The following is a 22,117-nucleotide window of genomic DNA, read 5'->3' as shown; positions in this document are numbered from 1 at the left end:
TTGATGAGCGCGCCGATGACGACAACGCGATTTGTCGCACGTTGGTATGACGGATAACGAATGAACGATGAAATCACCCGCCCGGACCCCGATGCGCTGTTGCTCAATCACAGTGACAGCCATCGCGGTAAGCTGAAAATCTACTTCGGTGCCTGTGCGGGCGTGGGGAAAACCTTCGCCATGCTGCAGGAGGCGCAGCGCTTACGTGCGCAAGGCCTTGATGTGCTGGCGGGGGTAGTGGAAACCCATGGACGTGAAGAAACCGCTGCGCTGCTCAACGGCCTGGCGGTTTTGCCACGTCGTGCCACTGGGCGTTCACGGCACGCTGAATTCGACCTCGATGCGGCACTGGCACGCCACCCGGCAGTAATTCTGATGGACGAGTTGGCGCACACCAACGTACAGGGTTCGCGTCATCCCAAACGTTGGCAGGACATCGAAGAGTTGCTGGAAGCGGGCATCGACGTGATCACCACCGTCAACGTGCAGCATCTGGAAAGCCTCAACGATGTGGTCGGCGGCGTGACGGGCATTCAGGTGCGCGAAACCGTACCCGATCCGTTTTTCGATAGCGCCGATGAGGTGGTACTGGTGGATCTGCCACCGGACGATCTGCGTCAACGGCTGAAAGAGGGCAAAGTCTACGTCGGCGATCGCGCTGAACGCGCGATTGAAAACTTCTTCCGCAAAGGCAACTTGTTTGCCCTACGCGAACTGGCGCTGCGCCGTACCGCTGACCGTGTTGACGATCAGATGCGTGCCTGGCGCGATCAGCAAGGCCGCGACAAAGTGTGGCACACGCGCGACGCTATTTTGCTGTGCATCGGTGACGACACCGGCAGCGAAAAGCTGGTGCGCACCGCTGCGCGTTTAGCCGCCCGTCTCGGCAGCGAATGGCATGCGGTATATGTAGAAACCCCGCGCCTCAATCGCCTGCCGGAAGCGCGTCGTCGCGCTATTCTGCGCACCCTGCAACTGGCACAAGAACTGGGTGCGGAAACGGCCACGCTCTCTGATCCCGATGAAGCCCGTGCCGTGCTGCGTTACGCACGTGAGCACAACCTCGGCAAAATTGTCACCGGACGCCAGCCACAGCGACGCTGGCGGCGCGATAGCTTTGCTCAGCGTTTGGGGCAGCTCGGCCCAGACCTCGATTTACTGGTGGTGGCACTGGACGAGCCGGTGCGCGACGCGCCGCATCCGCTGGGCGGTAAACAGGCCAACAGTGATAAGTGGCGGTTGCATCTGCGCGGCTGCCTGATGGCGATTGCGCTGTGCATTCTGGTGACGACCGTGGGTCGCTGGCTGTTGGTGGAGTTCGATCCGGCCAACGGCGTGATGATTTATCTGTTGGCCGTGGTGTTAGTCGCGCTGCGCTTTGGCCGCTGGCCTTCGGTGTTTGCCACGGTGATCAACATCCTGGCCTTTGACCTGTTCTTTGTCGCCCCCACCGGCACCGTGGCGGTATCGGATTTGCAGTATCTGGTGACCTTCGCGGTGATGCTGGCTGTAGGGGTGATCGTCGGGAACCTGACAGCAGGCGTGCGCTATCAGGCTAAAGTGGCGCGCTATCGTGAACAGCGTGCGCGCCATCTGTATGAGATGGCGAAATCGCTCGGCAGCGCGCTCACGCCGCAGGATATCGCCGCCACCAGCCAGCGCGTGATGGATGTCACTTTGCAGGCACGCAGCCAACTGCTGCTGCCGGATGAGAAGGGTGAGTTACAGGCGGTGGGTGAGAGCAGTATTGGTACGCCGCCCGATCTCGGTATCGCCAAATGGAGCTTTAGCAAAGCGCAACCCGCGGGTGCGGGCACCGATACCTTGCCTGCGGTGCCGTATCAAATTCTGCCGTTGAAAAGCGGGAATCACTGCCGGGGTTTATTGGTGGTTGAGCCAGAGAATCTGCGCCAGCTAATGATTCCCGAACAGCAGCGTCTGGTGGAAACCTTCACGGTGTTGATCGCCAACGCACTGGAGCGCATGGCGCTGTCACAGAGTGAGGCGGCCTCACGGCTAGCGGCAGAGCGTGAGCAACTGCGTAATGCCCTGCTATCAGCACTTTCACATGACCTGCGAACCCCGCTGACAGTGCTGTTCGGTCAGGCGGAAATGCTGATGCTGGATTTGGCCGGAGAGGACTCAAAATATGTCGGGCAGGCCAATCAGATTCGTGAGCAGACGTTAAGCACCATTCGGCTGGTGAGCAATATGCTGGATATGGCGCGTATTCAGTCCGGCGGTCTTAACCTGCGCGAAGAGTGGGTGGCGCTGGATGAAGTGATTGGCGGGGCGCTGAGCAGTATGGGGCCGTCGCTAAAAGGGCATGATTTCGCGCTGGATCTGCCGCCAGAGCTGGTACTGATCAAAGGCGACAGCGCGATGTTAGAGCGCGTGTTCACCAACCTGATTGAGAACAGCCTCAAATATGCGGGTAACGCCGCGCAGCACGGTATTCGCGCCTGGCGTGATAAAGAGCGGCTGGAGATTGCGGTGTGGGACAACGGTCCGGGCATCGCCGTTGAGAACATGACGCGTATTTTCGACAAGTTTGCGCGCGGTGATAAGGAGTCGGCTGTGCCCGGTGTCGGGCTGGGTTTGGCGATCAGCAAAACCATAATTGAATCCCATCGCGGACGGATCTGGGCGGAAAATCGACCGCAAGGGGGCGCAGAGTTTCGCTTGTCACTACCGCTGCCAGCGGCCCCTGAAATTTCTGAAGAACCGCTGAAATAACTTCACACAAGTTCGGTTATAATCGACCACTTGTCTGTTGATTAATGGGAAATTATGGAACGTTTTATCGAGAACCTGATGTATTCATCGCGCTGGTTGCTGGCACCGGTTTACATTGGACTTTCGCTGGGGCTGCTGGCGCTGACCGTTAAATTTTTCCAGGAAATTTTTCACCTGTTGCCCAACATTTTCAGCATCGCCGAGAACGATCTGATTCTGCTGCTGCTGTCGCTGGTGGACATGACGCTGGTCGGCGGCTTGCTGGTGATGGTGATGCTCTCTGGCTACGAGAACTTTGTGTCTAAGCTGGATATTGATGAGAACAAAGAGAAGCTGAGCTGGCTGGGTAAAATGGATTCCGGCTCGCTGAAGAACAAAGTCGCGGCCTCAATTGTGGCGATTTCATCGATCCACCTGCTGCGCATCTTTATGGACGCGCGCAACGTCGAGAACAGCAAGCTGATGTGGTACGTGATTATCCACCTGACCTTTGTGCTGTCGGCCTTTGTGATGGGCTGGCTGGATAATATGTCGAAGGTTGAGAAGAAGTAATGTCGTGTGCCGGGTGCGCATCAATGCGCACCCTACGAAAAACCCGCACAATTCTTGAAAATCTTCACACTATGAAAAATTCGCATAATTCCCGAAAATCTGCCCCCTATTAGAAATCAGCATCATCCCCGAAAATCTGCACCCCTGGTAAAATCCGCATCATTCCGCGTAGGGGCGGCATTTATGGCGCGCTGGTCAGACACCGTAATAATATCGCGCCCTGGTTAATCACCGCGTTGCTATTTCACCCTGTTCAAACACCGCGTTGATGTTGCGACCTGGTCAATCACCGCACCGGCTGTGCCCCGGCCAGTTTCGGCATCACTTCCCTGATCATCGCGAAAAAATGCCGCATCCTGGCAGGATAATAACTGGCCCACGGATAGGTGAGCCATACCGGCAGCGGCGGTGCTTGCCACTCGGGCACCAACTGAATCAACTCTCCTTTCGCCAAATCCTCCTGCACCACCCACGAAGAGATAATCGCGGCGCCCATGCCCGCCAGGGCGGCTTTGCGGACGGCATATAAACTGTCACTGGCGAGACGGGGCGCAATCGCCAGGTTCATCGGCTGAGCATCACTCAGCCGCTGTAGCGCCAGCTCGTTGCGATAAAAGCTGGTTAATGCCAGCCAGGGCAAGTCGGGGAGTTGAGTCACGTCCTCCACGGGCGGATATTGCGCCAGCAGTGAGGGCGCCGCCACGACAAAGCGTGGGACCTCAGCCAGCAGAATCGCCACCAGCGAGGGATCGTTCACCACGCCAACCTGAATCGCGCAGTCGACATTTTCGCTGATGAAATCTGGCGTGCGGTCATTGAGCATCCACTCCACTGTCAGGCGCGGATAGCGCTGCAGATATGCCACCAGCGGATCAATCAGCTGGTCCTGGCCAAAAGCGTGCGGCGCACGCACGCGCAGCGTACCGATTGGATCGTCGTTGGAACCGGTTAGCTCATCTTCCAGCGCATGCCAGGTTGCCAGCAACTGTCGCGCCTGGGCATAGCAGCGCTCACCATCATCGGTGAGTTTCAGTGCGTGGGTGGTACGCAGAATCAGCTTGAGACCCAGCCGCTGTTCTAGCGCCTGCAAACGGCGACTAATGGTGGGCTGCGTGGTGCCCAACTGTGCCGCCGCCGCTGACAGCGACCCACTTTCAACAATGCGGATAAAGGTCTGCATCAATTCAATGCGGTCAATACTGGTTGGATTGTTCATACGCACCACGCATAACAGTTCTGTTATTGATGAGTCTACCGCGTATGGCCGTGACGCGCTTTAATAAGCGCACTTTCACGGGGGAATCCACTATGTCAGCCATTTCGCAATCTACTGCATTGCCAGCTGAAAAACTGCCAGCGCCGCTGGTGTTCACGCTTGCTGCAGGTGCCGGGCTTAGCGTGGCATCGATTTACTACAGCCAGCCGATGCTGGATATCATCAGCAAACAATTTAACGTCGGTATCGGCAGCGTGGGTATGGTGCCAATGCTGACTCAGGCGGGATATGCGCTCGGTATTCTGCTGCTGGCACCGCTCGGTGACCGCCATGACCGCCGCACCATTATTCTGATTAAGGGCCTGATGCTGGTCGCTGCGCTGTTGCTGTGTGGCTTCTCTGGCGGCATCAACGCGTTACTCATCGCCAGCTTTGTCACCGGTTTAACTGCTACCGTGGCGCAGGATATCGTGCCTGCTTCGGCGGCTCTCGCGCCAGAGCGCAGCCGCGGTAAAACCGTTGGCACGGTGATGACCGGCTTACTGGTCGGTATTCTGCTGTCACGCGTGGTGAGCGGCGTGGTGGCGGAATATCTGGGCTGGCGCACCATGTACATGGTGGCGGCGGTTGCCGTGCTGTTGATTAGCCTCGCGCTGTGGCGTGTGTTGCCGCGCTTCAAACCGGGCACTTCTGTCAGCTATCCGCGTCTGCTGCTGTCGCTGGCGCACCTGTGGCAGCATCACCAGACGCTGCGCCGTGCGGCGATAGCACAGGGTTTGCTGTCAGTGGCATTCAGCGCTTTCTGGTCAACGCTGGCGCTGATGCTGAGTGAACGCTTCCATTTTGATAGTGCAATAGCGGGGGCATTTGGTCTGGCGGGTGCGGCTGGGGCGCTGGCGGCGCCGTTGGCGGGAAGCGTGGCGGATCGCATCGGCCCTGCACGTGTCACCCAGTATGGCGCCACGCTGGTGATGGTGTCCTTTGCCCTGATGTTCCTGCTGCCACTGTTGCCGGTTCCGGCACAGATTGGCCTGATCATCATCAGCACCATCGGTTTCGATTTAGGCGTGCAGGCCACGCTGGTGGCGCATCAGACATTGGTCTACAGCCTGGCACCAGAAGCGCGTAGCCGACTGAATGCGCTGATGTTTACCGTGGTATTTATCGGCATGGCGACCGGTGCGGCACTCGGAAGCCTGGCGTTAGCGCACTTTGGCTGGACCGGCGTGGTGGCGCTCTCCACACTTGCCGCTGCGCTTGCGTTGCTGATTCGTCTGGCGAGTCGTCAATTGAAAAACTGATCGTCAATCCTGTGCCAGGATTAAGGGAGAATGTTATTTAAAAACGGAGCGTTATGAACTTCCTGGCCTGGACCGCCGCCACCGGTGGTCTGTTACTTCTGATGTCACTGGCTTCCGGTTGGATACACCGTGGGCCAGTGACCTCGTTTGGGCTCTACCTGCTTGCAGGCATCTTGTGTGGTCCGTGGGTCTTCAATCTGCTGCAAATCGACATCATCGGGCACGCCAATCTTGCCGCCCACCTCACCGAAATAGCCATGGCAGCCTCGCTGTTTATCACCGGGCTCAAGTTACGTCTCCCGCTTAACGCACATGCCTGGCGGGTCGGCGTGCGATTGGCCTTTCCCGCGATGCTGCTCACCGTAGGCGGCATGACGCTGCTGGTGCATTGGATCACCGGATTTGACTGGGCGCTGTCTCTGGCATTTGGTGCCATCGTGGCACCCACCGACCCGGTACTGGCGAGTCTGATTTCCGTCAACGATGCGCGTGATGATGACGCGTTGCGTGTGGCGCTCTCCAGCGAAGCGGGAATGAACGATGGTTCGGCGCTGCCGTTGCTAATGTTGGCGCTGCTGTTGCTGGCGCCTGAAAGCATGGATATCAGTCATTGGGGCACCTGGGCGTTGAAAGACGTGTTGTGGGCTATCGCGGGCGGGCTGGGTATCGGTTATTTGCTAGGACGTTTGATCGGACAATTAGCGACCCAGTTGCGCAGCGCCCACGAGGATATTGCCCCCAACGATTTTCTCGCACTGGCCCTGATTGCGCTGAGTTATGCAGCGGCGCAAGCCGTGGATGCTTCTGGCTTCCTCGCCACCTTTGCGGCGGGCGTGGGGCTGCGACGTGCGGAACTGCGGGTGGTGAAGCACTATCCGCAAGCGGAGTTGTCAGAAGAAGAGCAATATCTGCCCGCCGAGGCACGCGTCAATCCTAATCAGCGACTATCGCATGGCGGTAGTGGCATGGTGAAATCGGTCGGTTTGGTGATCGGCGATGCGCTGTCATTTGGTGATACCATCGAGCGCTTGTTGGCCGCAGGCATGATGGTGGTGCTGGGTATCACACTGGCGCAGCACTGGAATCTCACCGGTATTGGTTTAGCGCTGCTGTTGTTCGTGGTCGTGCGTCCGCTGGCGGTGTGGATCACCACCTGGCGCTGCGAAATTCCCCTGATGCGCCGCCTGCTGATTGGCTGGTTAGGGATTCGCGGCATCGGCAGTATCAATTATATTGCTTACGCTTGGGTGCATGGCCTGCACGGTCCACAAGCTGAACAAATGGTGGATATGGCGTTGACGTTAGTAGTGTGCAGCATCGTGCTGCACGGCATCACGGTGACGCCGTTATTAAACTGGCGTGCCGCCCGTCAGGCGGCACGTGCGCAACATAATCAAAAGTGATTTTCTGGAAATTACTGGAGCCTGTTATGAAAGCTATATTGATCGCCCTCGTTGGGCTCTCGCTCTCTGCCAGTGTCTTCGCCGCCGACGGTGATAACACCAGCGAAGAGAATGTGTATGCCAGCCAGCTGTGCCATCTGGTGAGCACGGAAAAAAAGACCAGCGATCTGGATACCTATACCGCGAAGATGAAGTCTCAGCTGGCCGCCAGCCAGTCTTCTTCCGCCATGGATAAGCCTGAATTTAATGAAGAAACGGCGCAGGAAGTGATCAGCGCCTGGATGGAACTGGGCGAGGATGAGCGTGCGCAGCTGCGCCATAATCAGCAGCAGTGTGAGCAAACTGTGATGACCCAATTCCAGCAGCAAGATTAAATCCCCGTCATACTTCAAACTGTAGCGGCGTTGGCTGCGTTTGTTCGCCCCGGTCACTTACTACAGTAAGCTCCCGGGGACTCACGCACTTGCCGCCTTGCCACAGCTCGAATTATTTAGGGGATTAAATCCCCGTCATACTTCGCACTGTAGCGGCGTTGGCTGCGTCTGCTCACTCCGGTCACTTACTGGAGTAAGCTCCCGGGGTTAGAGGGATTGCATCCACGCCATACCTTGAGCGTTAGCGGCAAATGTTATGCAAATTAACGATAAAATAAGCGCCTTTTTAGGCGCTTTTTTAATGGATCTTTTGTACAAAATGCGTACATAATCGCCAGCGTTGAAATCAGACACGCATCACATAACGAGACGCAGCCCACAAGGCTGACATGTTTTTTTCAATACTGGCTACTGGGCATGAAACTTACACGGCGTCACTTTTTGTTGGCAACTGGGGCAACCGCTCTCTCGATGACCACAGGCAAACTGTTTGCCCGTGATGACATCATCCCATTGTGGCCTGACGATCCGCCGGGCGGCGGCGGGCCGTCTGGACTATTGAAAGTCAGCATGAACGGCTCCTGGACAAATATCGTTTCTCCAGCCATTCAACGCTTCCGGCCTGAAAATCCTAATGGCGAAGCGGTGATTGTGGCGGCTGGCGGCGGCTACCGCTTTATCGGCATGGGGCGCGAAGCCTGGCCCGTCGCGCGTTGGTTGAATGCCAATGGCTATACCGTTTATGTGCTGAGTTACCGCTTGCCAGGAGAAAAGTGGCAGGCGGGCAACCTCGCGCCGCTGCAGGATGCGCAGCGCGCTATTCGTCTGGTGCGTTCGATGGAACGTAAAGTGCACTTGCTCGGCTTCTCTGCCGGCGGACATCTGCTGGGTATGGCGGCGGCGCGCCCCGATTTCACCACCTATCCTGCGCAAGACCCGCTTGACCAGATCCGTCCAACGGCCGATAGCGTTGGGCTGATCTACCCGGTCATCACCCTTGAAGCGCCGTATCAGAACACCAAGACGCATCTGATGATGGTAGGCGATCACGCGACACCCACCCAGGAAGCGAACTGGTCAGTGCAGAATTATGTCACCCGACAATATCCACCGACGTTCCTCGCCCAGGCGGAAGATGATCACACCTCCAATCCTCATAACACTGAAATGATGCGCGATGCCTGCCGTCGTATGCAGGTGCCGGTCGAGTTGATTGAACTCAGCAGTGGCGGGCACGGGTTTGGTCTGGGTAAAGCGGGTTCGCCTGCCGCGCTGTGGGATCAGGCGTATGTGCGCTGGCTGGATCTGCACAGCTAACCGGACAGAAAAACAGATTATCCAAAGAGACTGACCACAAAAGTGTTATCTATGGGGTCGGTCTGATCTGCTAGTCCTGTGCCGGTTGTGCGCGTCTGACACATGGACGCATCACGTCAAATTAAAATAGCGATCCGGCTGATGCGGTTCTGGCAGCGGGAAATCGTTGTTCATCGCCTTCAAATTACGCTCGATATTGACGCACAGCGCATCCAGCGGCAAATGATTAGGCGCAGTGCCGAATGGATCTTCCAACTCCTCCGCCAGTGACTCCAGCGAGAGGAAGGTGTAGGAAATAAACACCGACACCAGCGGCGTCATCAGATGCAAATCCGCCACCAGCGCAAACGGCAGCAGGGTACAGAACAGATACACAGTGCGGTGCAGAATCAAACTGTAGGCAAACGGAATCGGCGTGCTGGCCAGACGATCGCAGCCTCCCAGATATGCCGACAGCAGATTGAGATTCTCATCAATACTCTGCCAGACAATATCCGATACCAACCCTTCATCGCGCCGCTGCGCCAGCCACTCGCCCATACATAACAGCGTCTGCGAGGTCGGCATAGGATGGCCCAGCACCGCGCGTTGCCATTTTTCCGGTAGCAGCCTTGCTAAGTCAGCCTGCGCATCGGTTTTGCGCAATCGGTGTTTCAACGCCCAACTGAATGCCAGCAGCAATCCAATAAACTCCTGCACCTGTTCTTCACTGACGCCACGAATCGTTTTTATCTGACGCAGCAGCGAGCGCTGGGCGATGTGCATATTGCCCCACAGCGTGCGTGCCTCAATAAAGCGTGCATAGCTGGCGTTGTTGCGAAAGCCGAGAAATACCGCAATCGACACACCAATCAAGCTGAACGGTGCCGTGGTGAGGTGAATGCCGAACGTGGAATACCAGGGATAACCGATGATGGCGATCACCGACATCAGCAGGTTGAGTGACAGGCGAAATACAATGCTTACCAGTACCGAGCCATGCCAGTCGAACAGCCGGAGGAACCAGTGTTGATGAGGACGTACGATCATTTTTGCGATGGTGTTTTTTATGATTTAGTCAGCACAGGTTACGCCCGTCATTGCCGTATAAGCAATGTGAAAGTCAGGTATTTTCACCACAAATACAGACGCTGTAAGCTGGTTTTATCTTTATAAATCAATCTTCTAAAAACAGTTTGAACAAGTTGTAAAATTCTTTGCGTTATCTCTTCGCGGCCCCTTTCTCTAAAGTTCATTCCAGCAGCACAACACCCAAATTTAAAAAACACTTTAGAGGAATACATCATGTCTAAACTTGACCTGCTCGACCCACAGAACTCTACTCTGATCTTCATCGACCACCAGCCGCAGATGGCCTTCGGCGTCGCCAATATTGATCGCCAGCAGCTCAAAAATAACACCGTCGCTTTGGCAAAAGCGGGCAAAGTTTTCGACGTGCCGGTGATTTATACCTCTGTAGAGACCGAAAGCTTCAGCGGCTACATCTGGCCAGAACTGCTGGCAGTGCATCCGGAATCCAGGCCGATTGAGCGTACTTCCATGAACTCATGGGAAGATGCCAAATTCGTCGAAGCCGTAAAGAAAACCGGTCGCAAGAAGCTGATTATCTCCGCACTGTGGACGGAAGTGTGCCTGACTTTCCCGGCCCTGATGGCGCTGAAAGAGGGCTTTGAAGTGTACGTGGTGACCGATACTTCAGGCGGCACCAGCGTCGATGCCCACGAGCGTTCGATTCAGCGCATGGTGCAGGCCGGTGCGGTGCCGGTGACCTGGCAGCAAGTATTGTTGGAGTACCAGCGCGACTGGTCACGCAAAGAAACTTACGATGCGGTGATGGATCTGGTGCGTGAGCACAGCGGCGCATACGGCATGGGCGTAGATTACGCTTACACCATGGTGCACAAAGCACCACAGCGTCAGGCTTGAACTACGACTGGCGCGGCAGGCTGATTTTCAGCGCATCGATAAACAGCCGCAGCGCCATCGACTGATGCTGGTTGGGCGGGAACCACAATGCCATCCCCGCCGACTGCACCCGCCAGTCGGCGAGCAGTTCCACTAACTGACCCGATTGCAGCGCCGCTTCGGCGTAAAGCGACGGTACATAAGCAATGCCCATTCCGCTGATGGCCGCGCTGGTCATCAGCGCGTTATTTTGTAAATTCATCATACCCGGCACATCCAGTTCACACTATTTTCCTGCTTTTTTGAAAACCCAGAATTAGTATTTGCTTCTTGTTAATCAGTAGCATAGCTAGGGTTTTATTCATATGTTCAATAGCTTAGCTCATATAATAATGTGAATTATTTCATGTTATTAAAATCGATCTGATAATGTCAGTTGACCATAATCGCTGATCTAGTATTCTGATAATGCTAAAGATAATTTTACCAATCGATACCTGTCGTTCTTAGTAATATCTGGCCCTATTATTAGCATCATTTCTCACTAAAATTTTAATATAAACAACCTGATTTTATTAAATGATGTCTTGTTATTTAAATTTAATTAGACTTATTGTTGATGATGGGTGAGGGAAATTTTATTAAGGGGGTGTTAAAAGCACTTTATTAAAGCCATCAGTGTCATTCTATTATTATGCTATTAAGAGTATCACAAAAAGTATGGATGAATTTAAAATAGAGGTGTGAAATGGAAATTAGTGAGAAATTAGCTGCACTTTCTGGAAAAATTAAGAATCAGGCACATATGATACAAACTGAAGAGGCTACGAAAGCAGCATTCGTTATGCCTTTCATCAGCAGTGTTCTTGGTTATGATGTGTTCGATCCTGAAGAGGTTACTCCAGAATACATCTGTGACATAGGGACTAAGAAAGGAGAGAAAATCGATTACGCGATAAAGAAAGATGGGAATATACAGATACTGATTGAGTGTAAAAAAATAGGTGAGTCCTTATCCATAAATCATGCTATGCAGCTCTTTAGATATTTCCATGTTACTAGTGCAAGAGTCGCGATACTTACTAACGGTCAGTACTATAAGTTTTTCACCGATCTTGATACACCTAATAAGATGGATGAAAAACCCTTCCTTGAACTGGATATGTTGGATATTGATGAGTACGCAATTCCAGAGATAATAAAGCTTAATAAACAGACGTTTGATGTCGAATCCATAGTTAATGCGGCAGGCGAGTTGAAGTATGTTAGCCAAATAAAAAAGGTGATTGGTCTCATACTGAATGAAGGTGATGATGACTTCACAAAGTATATGGCATCAAAGGTTTATGAAGGAGTAGTAACACAAAAAGTGAGAGATTTATTCTCCATTTTAATTAAGAAAGGTTCAGCGCAATATCTTAACGATCAGTTGAATATTAGACTGAAAAATGCAATGTTCAACACGAGCGGCGTTGCCGATGACACGATGCCCGTCAAAGAGGCTGTCAGTGATATTCTTGATGGTGGGGAGATTGAAACAACCGAAGATGAAATTAATGGCTATTTAATTGTTAAAGCTATAGCCAGTAAAGTTGTTTCTCCTTCCAAAGTTTTTCTCAGGGATTCAAAGTCATATTGCGCAATACTTTTCGATGATAATAATAGAAAGCCAATTTGTCGGTTTAGATTCAACACAGCTCAAAAATATTTAAGTCTGTTTGATTCAGAGAAAAAAGAGATTAAACATGCAATTAATGATTTGGATGACATTTACAAGCATGCCGATGCTATTGTCGCAATGATTGAAGGGTACGTGAACGCTTGATTACCTTGATGGAAGCCTGCTTGTTACTATAAGCAGGCCTACACCATGGTGCACAAAGCGCCACAGCGTCAGGCTTGAATTACGACTGGCGCGGTAGGCTGATTTTCAGCGCATCGATAAACAGCCGCAGCGCCATCGACTGATGCTGGTTGGGCGGGAACCACAAGGCCATCCCCGCCGACTGCACCCGCCAGTCGGCGAGCAGTTCCACTAACTGACCCGATTGCAGCGCCGCTTCGGCGTAAAGCGAGGGTACATAAGCAATGCCCAATCCGCTGATGGCCGCGCTGGTCATCAGCGCGTTATTGTCCAGCGTAATCAAGCCCGGTACATCGATCTCACAACTCTCTCCCGCCTTTGCATACTCCCAGCGATATCGCTTGCCGCTTGGCAGCCGGTGGCGAATGCACTGCTGCTGCAGCAAATCCTGTGGCTGCTGCACCGGCGGGTGCGCGGCCAGATATTCAGGGGAAGCGACGGTGATAAAGTGCAATGAACCACCCAGCGTAATCGCCACCATATCCTGCGGCACATCTTCCATTAACCGAATGCCGGCATCGAATCCGGCTGCGGTGATATCCACCAGTTCACCTTGCGCGGCTAGATCGAGCTGAATATTGGGGTACTCGGCGCAAAATCCCGGCACTACCTTTTCCAGCAGGATACTAATTGCCGCATCGCTGGCGCTGATGCGCAAGGTGCCTGCGTGCTGCTGGCGGCGAGCGCTGACATCGTGCAGCACTTCATCCATTTCATTCAGCAGCGGTGCCAGCCGGTCGATGAGCTGTTGCCCGGCATCGGTGAGCGATACGCTGCGGGTTGTGCGCTGAAAAAGCTGTACCCCCAGATTCTGTTCCAGCGTTTTCACCAGATGGCTGAGTGAAGAGCGTTTCAGGCCGAGCATCTCAGCGGCGCGACGGAAGCTGCGTTGCTCACCCAAGGTTTTGATGGCCTGCAATTCATGCCAGGAAGGTCTTCTCATTGGTGGATTTTCCTCACCAGGTCATGCGCGATTAGGGAGACGATAGCCACCAGTAAAGCGTTCTATCATCGGGTTTTCAACCGGAGGACGACAAAATGAAAACCTGGTTAATTACCGGTGCCAGCAGTGGACTGGGCCGTTTAATGAGTGAAGATTTACTGGCGCGTGGCGATCGCGTGCTGGCCTGCGTGCGCCGCACTGAGGCAATGGCAGATCTGCAAGCGCGATACGGTGAGCAGTTACAGGTCATGATGCTGGATTTGGCGAACACTGCCAGCATTGCGCCAGCCATCGCGCAGGCATTTGCCAACGTTGAGCGCGTCGATGTGGTGGTGAGCAATGCCGCCTATGGTCTGTTTGGTGCTGCGGAAGAGCTGAGCGATGCGCAGATTAATCGCCAGATCGCCACCAATCTCACCGGCTCCATTCAGCTGATTCGTGCCGTGATTCCATTGTTGCGCCAGCAGGGCGGCGGTCGCATCGCGCAGGTTTCCTCGGAAGGTGGGCAGGTGGCTTATCCCAACTTCAGCCTGTATCACGCCAGCAAGTGGGGCATTGAAGGATTTGTTGAAGCAGTACGGCAGGAAGTGGCCAGCTTTGGCATCGATTTCCTGCTGGTGGAGCCGGGGCCAACCGCCACTAACTTTGGTGCCGGATTGGATATTGCCGAGCCGCTGGATGCTTATCATGATTCGGCTTCAGGCCAACTGCGCCGCGCGATCTTGTCGGGTGATTTCGTGATTAAGGGAGATGCCGCAAAATCTGTCACCGCCATGATCGCCACACTGGATCAGCCTGCCATGCCGCTGCGCTTAGCGCTGGGCAGCACAGCGTATGACAATATTGAGGCCGCACTGGAACGGCGCCTGGCTGAGTTACGTGCGCAAAAAGCCGCCGCGTACGGGGCGGATGTTTAATCCAGCAGTTGCTGCAATACGGTAATGTGGCTCTGCTGATCGAGTTTGGTGGCGGTCAGCAGCGTCACTTTTTGCTTTTCCATCCGCTGTTTCAGCTCGGCGAGTGCTGCGTTTTGTTGCAACTCGGCACGATACTGCTTTTCGAAATGGGCGAAATCAATGGTTTTACCGTGTAGCTCTTTGCGTAATACGGCAGAAGGCGCGATGTCCTTCAACCACGCATCGCAGTGCAGATCGGCTTTTTTAATGCCACGCGGCCACAGCCGATCCACCAAAATCCTGTAGCCGTCCTGCTCGCTGATCTCGTCATAGACCCTTTTCACATCAACCATCATTGCGCTCCTTTACCGCACATTGTAGCAGGCAGGGATTGAGCATAACTGCCACACTTAGCGTCAGTTTTTACCAGGTGCGCATAAATGCGCACCCTACGATTGAACATGAAACCCTAGATTGCCATTTATCTGGTCGTATACACGGCATCCAACAGGGTGGGGTTGCCATATATCTGGTCGTATACACGGTATCCAACATAGTGGGGTCGCCATATATCTGAGCGAACACACTGCATCCAACATTGCAGGGTTGCCATTTATGGCGACCGTCACCAAGGAGAACAGCAATCATGCAAGCGATGATCCTGAAACAGCCCGGTGGTTTAGCGCATCTGCAACTGGCGGATCTGCCCGATCCGGGTAAACCCGCCGCCGGAGAGATCCGCGTGGCGATCCACGCGACGTCACTCAACTTCCACGATCTGCTGGTGGCTGATGGATCGATTCCTACCGAGCAGGATCGCATCATGATGGCGGACGGCGCGGGCGTGGTCGAAGAGGTCGGGGCGGGCGTCACGGACTTTAAGCCCGGTGACCACGTGGTGTCCTGCTTCTTCCCGCAGTGGCAGGACGGTTTACCCTTTGCCCAGGTCGGCAATTTCACCCAGACACCCGGCGATGGCGCGGACGGTTTTGCCGCTGAAGTGGTGGTGCGTCCGGCCCATCACTTTACGCTCGCCCCGCGTAGCTGGCGCCATGCTGAAGCGGCAACCATTACCACGTCCGGCCTGACGGCGTGGCGCGCATTGGTAGGGGATGCACAAATCAAAGCGGGCGATACCATCGTCACGCTGGGTACCGGCGGCGTGTCGATCACCGCATTGCAAATTGCCAAAGTGATGGGTGCACGGGTGATTGTCACCTCCTCGTCAGATGAGAAGCTGGCAAGGGCGCAAGCGCTGGGTGCCGATGCGGGCATCAACTATCGCAGCACGCCGGAGTGGGGCAAAGCCGTTCAACAGCTGACGGATGGCAAGGGGGCCGATGTGGTGATTGAACTCGGTGGGCCGGGCACCATGGCACAGTCGATTGAGGCAGTGCGCGTCGGCGGTCATATTGCGCTGATTGGCGTACTGACCGGGCGCGAAGGGGTGATCCCCACCTCGCTGTTAATGGCAAAACAGGCACGTATTCAGGGCCTGATTGTCGGGCATCGCCGTCAGCAGCAGGACTTTGTGCGGGCGTTAGAGCAAACCGGTATTCGCCCCGTGATCAGCGACAGCTACGGTACCTTGAGCGACCTGCCAGCGGCGTTTAAACATCAGCAGTCAGCAGGGCATTTCGGCAAGATTACGGTGGAGTGGTAATAAGGTGAGCCTGTTTCCTCTATGAGGAAACAGGCGTCAGCACATCAGTAGTAATCACCGTGGCGGTAATCCCATGATGGGAAGATATCTGACAGCAGCGCCATGATTTTATCGACATCCAGACCTTTACGAATCAGCACCGGGCACGGCGTGATTTTACGTTCGCCGTTTTGCTGCGGGATCAGACGACCTTCGCTATCTACCATCGACACCATCACACCCTGTTCATAGCGCACTTTATTTTCGTCGTTGGGCTGGATGGATTTCACGTAGTCATTGGCTTCAATAATTAAATCAGCACGTGCTTCAATACGTTCGCCAATACCCTCAACCAGACCACGGTTTCCCTGACCCGATGGGTTGGCGGAACTGGCGAAGGAGAATTTCCCGTGCTCTTCCCACAGCGCTTTCGCAATATTTTCACCGGGACGGCCAAATTTAATCACGAAGCAGCTGGTCTGGCGTCCATCCATCATCAGCTCTTTAGAGCCGTCTGCCGGAATACGCGCCAGCGCCTCTTCGCGCCACGGTAAAATACAGCCCAGCAGGATATCTTGATCCCAATGTTGCTGATAAAGCTGGTCAATTTCCGGCGTCAGTTGAGCCAGTGAACGCAGTTGTTCCAGCGAGCCACACAGCACTACGCCAGGCTTGTTGCGCTTGCGCTGCTTGGCTTCGAACTTACGTTCTAACCCGGCTTTATCGGAGGTCATGATGATGTAACCGACTTTCGTTGGGCTCACAATCATGCCGCCGTCTTGTGACAAAATGTCGATGGCTTCAGGTTGTAACCCGCCATTCCACGTTATTTGTTTACCGCTCATGGATCTACCCTATCTGCGTATCAATAGATGACGTGCAGGAATATTACCTGCAATGAAATTAAGGAATTAATTAACCGGATATTAAGTCGGGATTAATTATTTTTGCAAAACCATGCTGGCGATAATAGTACGATATTTAAAGGCTTTGCAACTGATGAAAATAACGATGGAATGTATAGGGTTAATTTAAAATAACACGCGGGAATTGTAGTGTTATTTAAACAGGGCGCTGAATAAACCTTTCAGCGCCAGGGTTAATTAAAATATCAGGGCGTGTGCCACGCCGCGTAGCGCGATGCCAAGAATAATGCCCGGCACGGCGAAACGGAACAGACGCGGGAAACGGCTCGACAGACCCAGGAAGATACCAATACCCGGCAGGTCAAAGGTCTGAATCAACCAGCCCGCCGAGGCATTAATGTTATGCGCGCTGTAGAGTCCCTTCTCCACCAATCCCGCCACCACGCCATAGTACGCAGTACCGCCTGCCAGGCATTTGGTCAGGGCAGGCAGAATGTAGACTTCGGAGATGTTGAGCCTATCCAGCAGCGGAGAAACCAGCCGTGTGAGCATCTCAATGCCACCGGATTCCTTCAAAATGCCGACCACTGATAGCGACAGAATCAGCATCGGCAGTGAGCCCAGCGCCAGGCGAATCGCATCCGCACCCGCACTGTTGATGATGGCAATCAGCCCCATCTTGCTTTCACTATTCGCAACGGCTTCATCTTCATTGAGCAGCGCCGCATCAGAAAGTTTGCGGCCAAAGAAGTGATAAGTGGCTGCTGCGGCCAGCACGCCGCCGCAGATGGAGATCAGCAGTGCCGCAGTCCAGTTCAGTCCTGCGGGAATCAACGGATAAAACGCGTTGGCTTGCCCCATAGCAAACAGCATCGCCAGCGTGGCCGCCATATGACGATCGGAGGTGCCGCGCTTTTCCATAATCGCTAATGCCGCTAACGGCGCAGCGAAACTGACAAAGTTCAGCTGGATCAGGGCAAATAACGCCAGTCCGGTAATACCCAAAGGTTTTAATAACGGAGTGGAATGACGAACCACAAAATCCAGCACGCCTTTCACTTCCAGATATTTCATGATGAATAACATCACCACCATGATAGGAATTAGCGTGTACAACGCGACATCCACCGAGGCTTTGCCCGCAGACATAATAATGCTGATGATATTCATGCGGTTGCCTGAACCTCGAACCACGGCTTAATACCGATAAACATGCTGCTCCCCTTGCCTTAAAAAACGCATAAAAATGCCAGCGCGAAGGGCGCTAGCTAAGGGATAAATAGTATCCCGGTGGCGTAAGCTTGAGTAGTGAAGAAATTAAATTTTATCTTGCAGGAAATGGCAGGGTGAAATAACCGGGCGCCGACGTTTGTGCGGCGCACGGAAATATTATTCGACGTTTATTCGCTTATCTGACGAATATTACGCGCGGTACTCTGCAATAATTTAAATGCATCATAACGGTGCTGATGCAGTGGCGAAACCGACGGCTCCGGATGCCAGCGCTTTTCATCGGTGGTCATGTTGGCCATCGCCGAGGTGACGTCGGAATACACGCCACTGGCGGCAGCGGCAAGAATCGCTGAGCCCAGTAATACCGGCTCAGGGCAGTGGGTGGATTGCACTGGAAGCTGGCAGCTGTCCGCCAACAGTTGGCGCACCAACGAGTGTTGCCCCGCACCGCCGCTGATGACAATCGACCGCGTGACAATGCCTTTGCTGGTTTGCGCCTCAATGATTTGGCGCAGGCCGTAGCCAAGGCTGCACAAGCCGGCGATATACAGTGCGATCAGGCTGGCTTCGTCATTGTCCATGCCCAGACCGCAAATCACCGCTCGCGCGTAAGGGTCGCCAAAGGGGGCGCGATTACCCGCAAATTCCGGCACGATATGCAGACCTTCGACTAAATCCACCGTTGCTGATTCACCGCGAGCGTGCTGCAAAGCCTGTTCCGCAAGGTACACCGGCAGTGAAAGGCCAGCGGCATCGGCGGCCTGCTGTGCCCTTGCAGCCGCTGGATGCATCTCCAGCAGGCGATCGATGGCGGCGCCTGCCGCGCTTTGTCCGCCTTCACTCAACCATAAACCCGGCACCATCGCCGAGTAATACGGGCCCCACACACCTGGCACAAATGCGGCCTCACGCGTGGGTGTCATGGTGCAGGATGAGGTGCCGAATACGTAGGCGAGTTTGTCTTCCGGGCTGCCATCTGCGCCCAGCGTACCGACGCCGCCTGCATGGGCATCGATTAACCCGGCGGCCACTGGCGTGCCTGCGGGTAAACCGAAGTCGGCGGCGGCCTGTGCGGTTAAACCGCTTCCACATGGCGTGCCAGGTTCGACGATGCGTTGCCCAATGCGCGCAAACTTTTCCTGGGCGAATTCCGGTAAACCAATGGCGTGGAAGTAGTCGCTATCCCAGCGCTGTTCATGCGCCAGATAGTTCCATTTACAGGTGACGGTGCAGGACGAACGGGCACTATCGCCCGACGCGCGCCAGCTCAGGTAATCGGTCAGGTCAAAGAAGTGAGCGGCGGCCTGGAACGTCTGCGGGTTGTATGTTTTCAGCCACAATAGTTTTGGCATCTCCATCTCCGGTGAGATGCGTCCGCCCACATAGTCGAGCACCGGATGTTTCGTCGCGTTGATGGCATCGGCCTGCTGCGTCGCGCGATGATCCATCCATACAATGATATTACGTTCTGCTTCTCCGTTTGGGCTGACGGGCAACGGTTGTCCCTGATCATCGATCACCACCAGCGAGCAGGTGGCATCGAAGCCAATGCCCGCCACCGCAGCGGGATCGATAGCGGCAGTGGCCACCGCCTCGCGCACGCAGCGGCTGACCGCCTGCCAAATCTCATTGGCGGATTGCTCCACCACATGACCGTGGGCGCGGAAGGTGGTGATGGACTGCTTTGCATGACCGAGCAGATTTCCCGCGCGGTCAAACACGCCCGCACGAGCGCTGGCCGAACCCACATCGACACCAATCAAATATTTTTCGTTACTCATGCTGCTGCACCTCGGCTGGTTACAGGTCAACGCTGTTGGGGAGGATAACGATATCGCGCACCGTGACACCCGGCGAACGCGTCACCATAAACAGTACCGACTCCGCCACTTCAATGGGCTGCATCAGGCTGCCATTGGCCAGCGCGTCGTCCAGCTTCTCCTGCGGCCAGTCATCGAGCAGGGCAGTGACCACCGGACCCGGCAGCACTGCACCGACGCGCACACCATGCTGCGCCACCTGACGACGGGTTGAATGCACAAAAGCCTGCACCGCAAATTTGGATGCGGTGTAGATCGGTTCCCAGACCACTGGCACCACGCCCGCAATCGAACTGGTGAAAATGATGTCACCCGATTTCTGCGCGATCAGATGCGGCAGCACCGAACGCACACAGCGAAAGGCCGCGCTGGTGTTGAGTTTCAGTACGCGATCCCAGATATCGGGATCGCCTTCCGCCACCGGCCCGCCAATGTAGGCACCGGCGTTAGCGTGGAAAATATCGAGGCGGCCCGCCAGCTTGAGAATGTCATCGAGAATCCCATCAACCTGTTTGCCGTCCATCAGGTCAATCTGCAGCGGCAGCGCTTGTGGACCCAGTTCCGCCACCAGCTGCTGCAACTTGTCGCCGTCGCGATCGATCAGGACGACTTTCGCCCCGGCCTGCAGCAGCACTTTGCTGCATTCCAGACCGATCCCGGAGGCAGCGCCCGTAATGGCGGCGACTTTTCCGTTGAGTGGGTTATGCATGGAGAAGAGGTTCGAGTTCATCTTATAATCCTTTATCAATGGCGTTTTGGGTGGTGCTCAATCGATGAAGCACAAGTATCACCCCGACTTTTAACCAGCAACAAAAAGCGCAATAAAGGGATGGGTTCTGTGACGGGGATCGGCAAAAACAAGAAAACCACCATTTATGACCTCGCGGAACTCACGGGGGTTTCGGCAAGCGCGGTGAGCGCGATTTTAAGCGGCAACTGGAAGAAGCGGCGCATCAGTGCCAGCACTGCCGAGAAAGTGAGCCGGATTGCGCAAGAGCAGGGCTATGCGCTAAATCGACAGGCCAGCATGCTGCGTACTACGCGCTCGAAAACCATCGGGATGATCGTGCCCAAATACGACAACCGCTATTTTGGCTCAATCGTGGAAAATTTTGAGCAGATGGCGCGCGATCGCGGCCTGTTCCCGGTGATTACCTGCACGCAGCGCGATCCTGATTTGGAACTGGAAGCGGCGCGCACCATGCTCTCCTGGCAGGTGGATTACATGGTAGTGACGGGGGCAACCGATCCGGATCGTATTACTGCACTCTGTCAGGCCGCAGGCGTCCCCTCGCTGAATCTTGATCTGCCCGGTTCGCTGGCCCCTTCAGTGATTTCGGATAACTTCAATGGCGCATTGAGCCTGACGCGCAGCCTGCTGGAGAAGTGCCCGCAGCCGCTGATTTTTATCGGTGGGCGTGCCAGCGATCACAACAGTAAAGAGCGCCTGCGCGGCTTTTTGGCGGCACATCAGGAACGAGGCATTTCCGTGCCGGAGGAGAATTTGCTGTTGTGTGGCTACGAGCCGGAAAAAGCGCAAACGGCGTTGAAAAATCACTTTCAGCAGCATGTAACGGGGCAATTTGGCCTGTTTGTGAACTCGACCATTTCGCTGGAAGGGGTGGTGCAGTTTCTGCGTGCTGAGGATCTGTTATCTGATGATAAACATCCAGCGATTGGCTGTTTCGACTGGGATCCGTTCGTCGCGCTGCTGTGTAAAGACATCAGCATGGTGAAACAGGATGTGGCAGGCATGATGGAAACGGTGTTCCGCCTGATGGAGAGAGGCGAGCAGGAAGTGACAGTTATAGAAGTGCCGGTGCTGCAGATGCAGTAAAAAGGGCGGCAAATGCCGTAATACTTGTCAGTTAAGCATGTGGTGATAACGCAGTCTGGTGCCGCTCAGGGGCTGGCTGTCCTCGCGCCGCTAACGCGGTACCTTCACTTCCCTCGTCAGCCTGACGGACCGGTGCAGACGGGACTTTCCCTGTCCCGGCTGCACCTTTCGCCAGCATCCATGCTGGCTCTTCTGGCTTCCTCATTCCGTTC

21 protein-coding genes are annotated in these 22,117 nt (G+C 54.7%); 11 read left to right on the top strand and 10 right to left on the bottom strand.

Translation table 11 applies throughout. The annotated features are described in order from the left end of the window. The first annotated feature begins 60 nt into the window (after positions 1-60). Together kdpD and VH86_RS05640 are read left to right on the top strand one after the other, a co-directional pair. A complete protein-coding gene (gene kdpD / locus VH86_RS05645; RefSeq protein WP_045832202.1) occupies positions 61-2,736 on the top strand; it encodes a two-component system sensor histidine kinase KdpD in 2,676 nt (891 codons plus the stop codon). Between the two features lie 54 nt (positions 2,737-2,790). After that, positions 2,791-3,288 (top strand): TIGR00645 family protein, encoded by a 498-nt coding sequence (locus VH86_RS05640; protein ID WP_045832201.1) that lies wholly within the window; start codon positions 2,791-2,793, stop codon positions 3,286-3,288. Between the two features lie 286 nt (positions 3,289-3,574). Here VH86_RS05640 and VH86_RS05635 read toward each other — a convergent pair whose 3' ends face one another. Beyond that, positions 3,575-4,504: a LysR family transcriptional regulator gene (locus VH86_RS05635; protein ID WP_045832200.1), complete on the bottom strand. Its 930-nt coding sequence runs from the start codon at positions 4,502-4,504 to the stop codon at positions 3,575-3,577. Between the two features lie 92 nt (positions 4,505-4,596). Here VH86_RS05635 and VH86_RS05630 point away from each other — a divergent pair, with 92 nt between their 5' ends. The 4 genes from VH86_RS05630 to VH86_RS05615 all read left to right on the top strand — a co-directional run bounded on the left by VH86_RS05630 (position 4,597) and on the right by VH86_RS05615 (position 8,899). Then, positions 4,597-5,805, top strand: coding sequence for an MFS transporter (locus VH86_RS05630; protein WP_045832243.1), 1,209 nt, complete (start codon positions 4,597-4,599; stop codon positions 5,803-5,805). Positions 5,806-5,858: 53 nt separating this feature from the next. After that, the gene (locus VH86_RS05625; RefSeq protein ID WP_045832199.1) at positions 5,859-7,208 is read left to right on the top strand and encodes a sodium:proton antiporter; all 1,350 of its coding nucleotides are present in this window, start codon (positions 5,859-5,861) and stop codon (positions 7,206-7,208) included. Positions 7,209-7,234: 26 nt separating this feature from the next. Next, complete coding sequence (locus tag VH86_RS05620; protein WP_045832198.1) at positions 7,235-7,582, top strand: YaeQ family protein; 348 nt, start codon at positions 7,235-7,237, stop codon at positions 7,580-7,582. Between the two features lie 471 nt (positions 7,583-8,053). Continuing rightward, on the top strand, positions 8,054-8,899 hold the full coding sequence (locus VH86_RS05615; protein ID WP_038649806.1) for an alpha/beta hydrolase: 846 nt from the start codon (positions 8,054-8,056) through the stop codon (positions 8,897-8,899). A gap of 111 nt (positions 8,900-9,010) precedes the next feature. Here VH86_RS05615 and VH86_RS05610 read toward each other — a convergent pair whose 3' ends face one another. Beyond that, positions 9,011-9,928 (bottom strand): bestrophin family protein, encoded by a 918-nt coding sequence (locus VH86_RS05610; protein WP_045832197.1) that lies wholly within the window; start codon positions 9,926-9,928, stop codon positions 9,011-9,013. A gap of 255 nt (positions 9,929-10,183) precedes the next feature. Between VH86_RS05610 and VH86_RS05605 the strand changes: the two genes are divergently transcribed. After that, positions 10,184-10,825, top strand: coding sequence for a hydrolase (locus VH86_RS05605; protein ID WP_045814110.1), 642 nt, complete (start codon positions 10,184-10,186; stop codon positions 10,823-10,825). Position 10,826: 1 nt separating this feature from the next. Here VH86_RS05605 and VH86_RS05600 read toward each other — a convergent pair whose 3' ends face one another. Continuing rightward, the gene (locus VH86_RS05600) at positions 10,827-11,069 is read right to left on the bottom strand and encodes a LysR substrate-binding domain-containing protein (protein ID WP_045832196.1); all 243 of its coding nucleotides are present in this window, start codon (positions 11,067-11,069) and stop codon (positions 10,827-10,829) included. A gap of 483 nt (positions 11,070-11,552) precedes the next feature. On the opposite strand from VH86_RS05600, the gene VH86_RS05595 reads away from it, so the two are divergent. Then, positions 11,553-12,629 (top strand): type I restriction endonuclease, encoded by a 1,077-nt coding sequence (locus VH86_RS05595; protein WP_045832195.1) that lies wholly within the window; start codon positions 11,553-11,555, stop codon positions 12,627-12,629. A gap of 79 nt (positions 12,630-12,708) precedes the next feature. On the opposite strand, the gene VH86_RS05590 is transcribed toward VH86_RS05595, so the two are convergent. Beyond that, entirely contained in the window at positions 12,709-13,611 is a 903-nt protein-coding gene (locus tag VH86_RS05590) for a LysR family transcriptional regulator (protein WP_045832194.1), read from the bottom strand. A 95-nt stretch (positions 13,612-13,706) separates the two neighbouring features. Here VH86_RS05590 and VH86_RS05585 point away from each other — a divergent pair, with 95 nt between their 5' ends. Then, complete coding sequence (locus VH86_RS05585) at positions 13,707-14,528, top strand: SDR family oxidoreductase (protein WP_045832193.1); 822 nt, start codon at positions 13,707-13,709, stop codon at positions 14,526-14,528. Here the strand turns inward: VH86_RS05585 and VH86_RS05580 are convergent. Next, the gene (locus tag VH86_RS05580; RefSeq protein WP_369800310.1) at positions 14,525-14,863 is read right to left on the bottom strand and encodes a DUF488 domain-containing protein; all 339 of its coding nucleotides are present in this window, start codon (positions 14,861-14,863) and stop codon (positions 14,525-14,527) included. The two genes, VH86_RS05585 and VH86_RS05580, sit on opposite strands and share 4 nt — an antisense overlap. A gap of 290 nt (positions 14,864-15,153) precedes the next feature. Here VH86_RS05580 and VH86_RS05575 point away from each other — a divergent pair, with 290 nt between their 5' ends. Then, entirely contained in the window at positions 15,154-16,170 is a 1,017-nt protein-coding gene (locus VH86_RS05575; RefSeq protein ID WP_045832192.1) for an NAD(P)-dependent alcohol dehydrogenase, read from the top strand. A gap of 44 nt (positions 16,171-16,214) precedes the next feature. Here VH86_RS05575 and VH86_RS05570 read toward each other — a convergent pair whose 3' ends face one another. The 4 genes from VH86_RS05570 to VH86_RS05555 all read right to left on the bottom strand — a co-directional run bounded on the left by VH86_RS05570 (position 16,215) and on the right by VH86_RS05555 (position 20,798). Further along, positions 16,215-16,994, bottom strand: coding sequence for an L-threonylcarbamoyladenylate synthase (locus VH86_RS05570; RefSeq protein WP_045814106.1), 780 nt, complete (start codon positions 16,992-16,994; stop codon positions 16,215-16,217). A gap of 258 nt (positions 16,995-17,252) precedes the next feature. Then, positions 17,253-18,185: a nucleoside recognition family protein gene (locus VH86_RS05565; protein ID WP_045832191.1), complete on the bottom strand. Its 933-nt coding sequence runs from the start codon at positions 18,183-18,185 to the stop codon at positions 17,253-17,255. A 230-nt stretch (positions 18,186-18,415) separates the two neighbouring features. Continuing rightward, on the bottom strand, positions 18,416-20,029 hold the full coding sequence (locus tag VH86_RS05560) for an FGGY-family carbohydrate kinase (RefSeq protein WP_045832190.1): 1,614 nt from the start codon (positions 20,027-20,029) through the stop codon (positions 18,416-18,418). Between the two features lie 19 nt (positions 20,030-20,048). Next, positions 20,049-20,798 (bottom strand): SDR family oxidoreductase, encoded by a 750-nt coding sequence (locus tag VH86_RS05555; RefSeq protein WP_197080196.1) that lies wholly within the window; start codon positions 20,796-20,798, stop codon positions 20,049-20,051. A gap of 108 nt (positions 20,799-20,906) precedes the next feature. On the opposite strand from VH86_RS05555, the gene VH86_RS05550 reads away from it, so the two are divergent. Beyond that, positions 20,907-21,905 (top strand): LacI family DNA-binding transcriptional regulator, encoded by a 999-nt coding sequence (locus tag VH86_RS05550; RefSeq protein WP_072050584.1) that lies wholly within the window; start codon positions 20,907-20,909, stop codon positions 21,903-21,905. 31 nt (positions 21,906-21,936) lie between these two features. On the opposite strand, the gene VH86_RS26090 is transcribed toward VH86_RS05550, so the two are convergent. Beyond that, a partial coding sequence (locus VH86_RS26090) for a hypothetical protein (protein WP_045832188.1) occupies positions 21,937-22,117 on the bottom strand: 181 nt, incomplete at its 5' end.

It is taken from the genome of Pantoea sp. BL1, from assembly GCF_000963985.1.
Taxonomy (GTDB): Bacteria; Pseudomonadota; Gammaproteobacteria; order Enterobacterales; family Enterobacteriaceae; genus Pantoea; species Pantoea rwandensis_B.
This window is presented reverse-complemented; position numbering and strand designations above follow the sequence as displayed.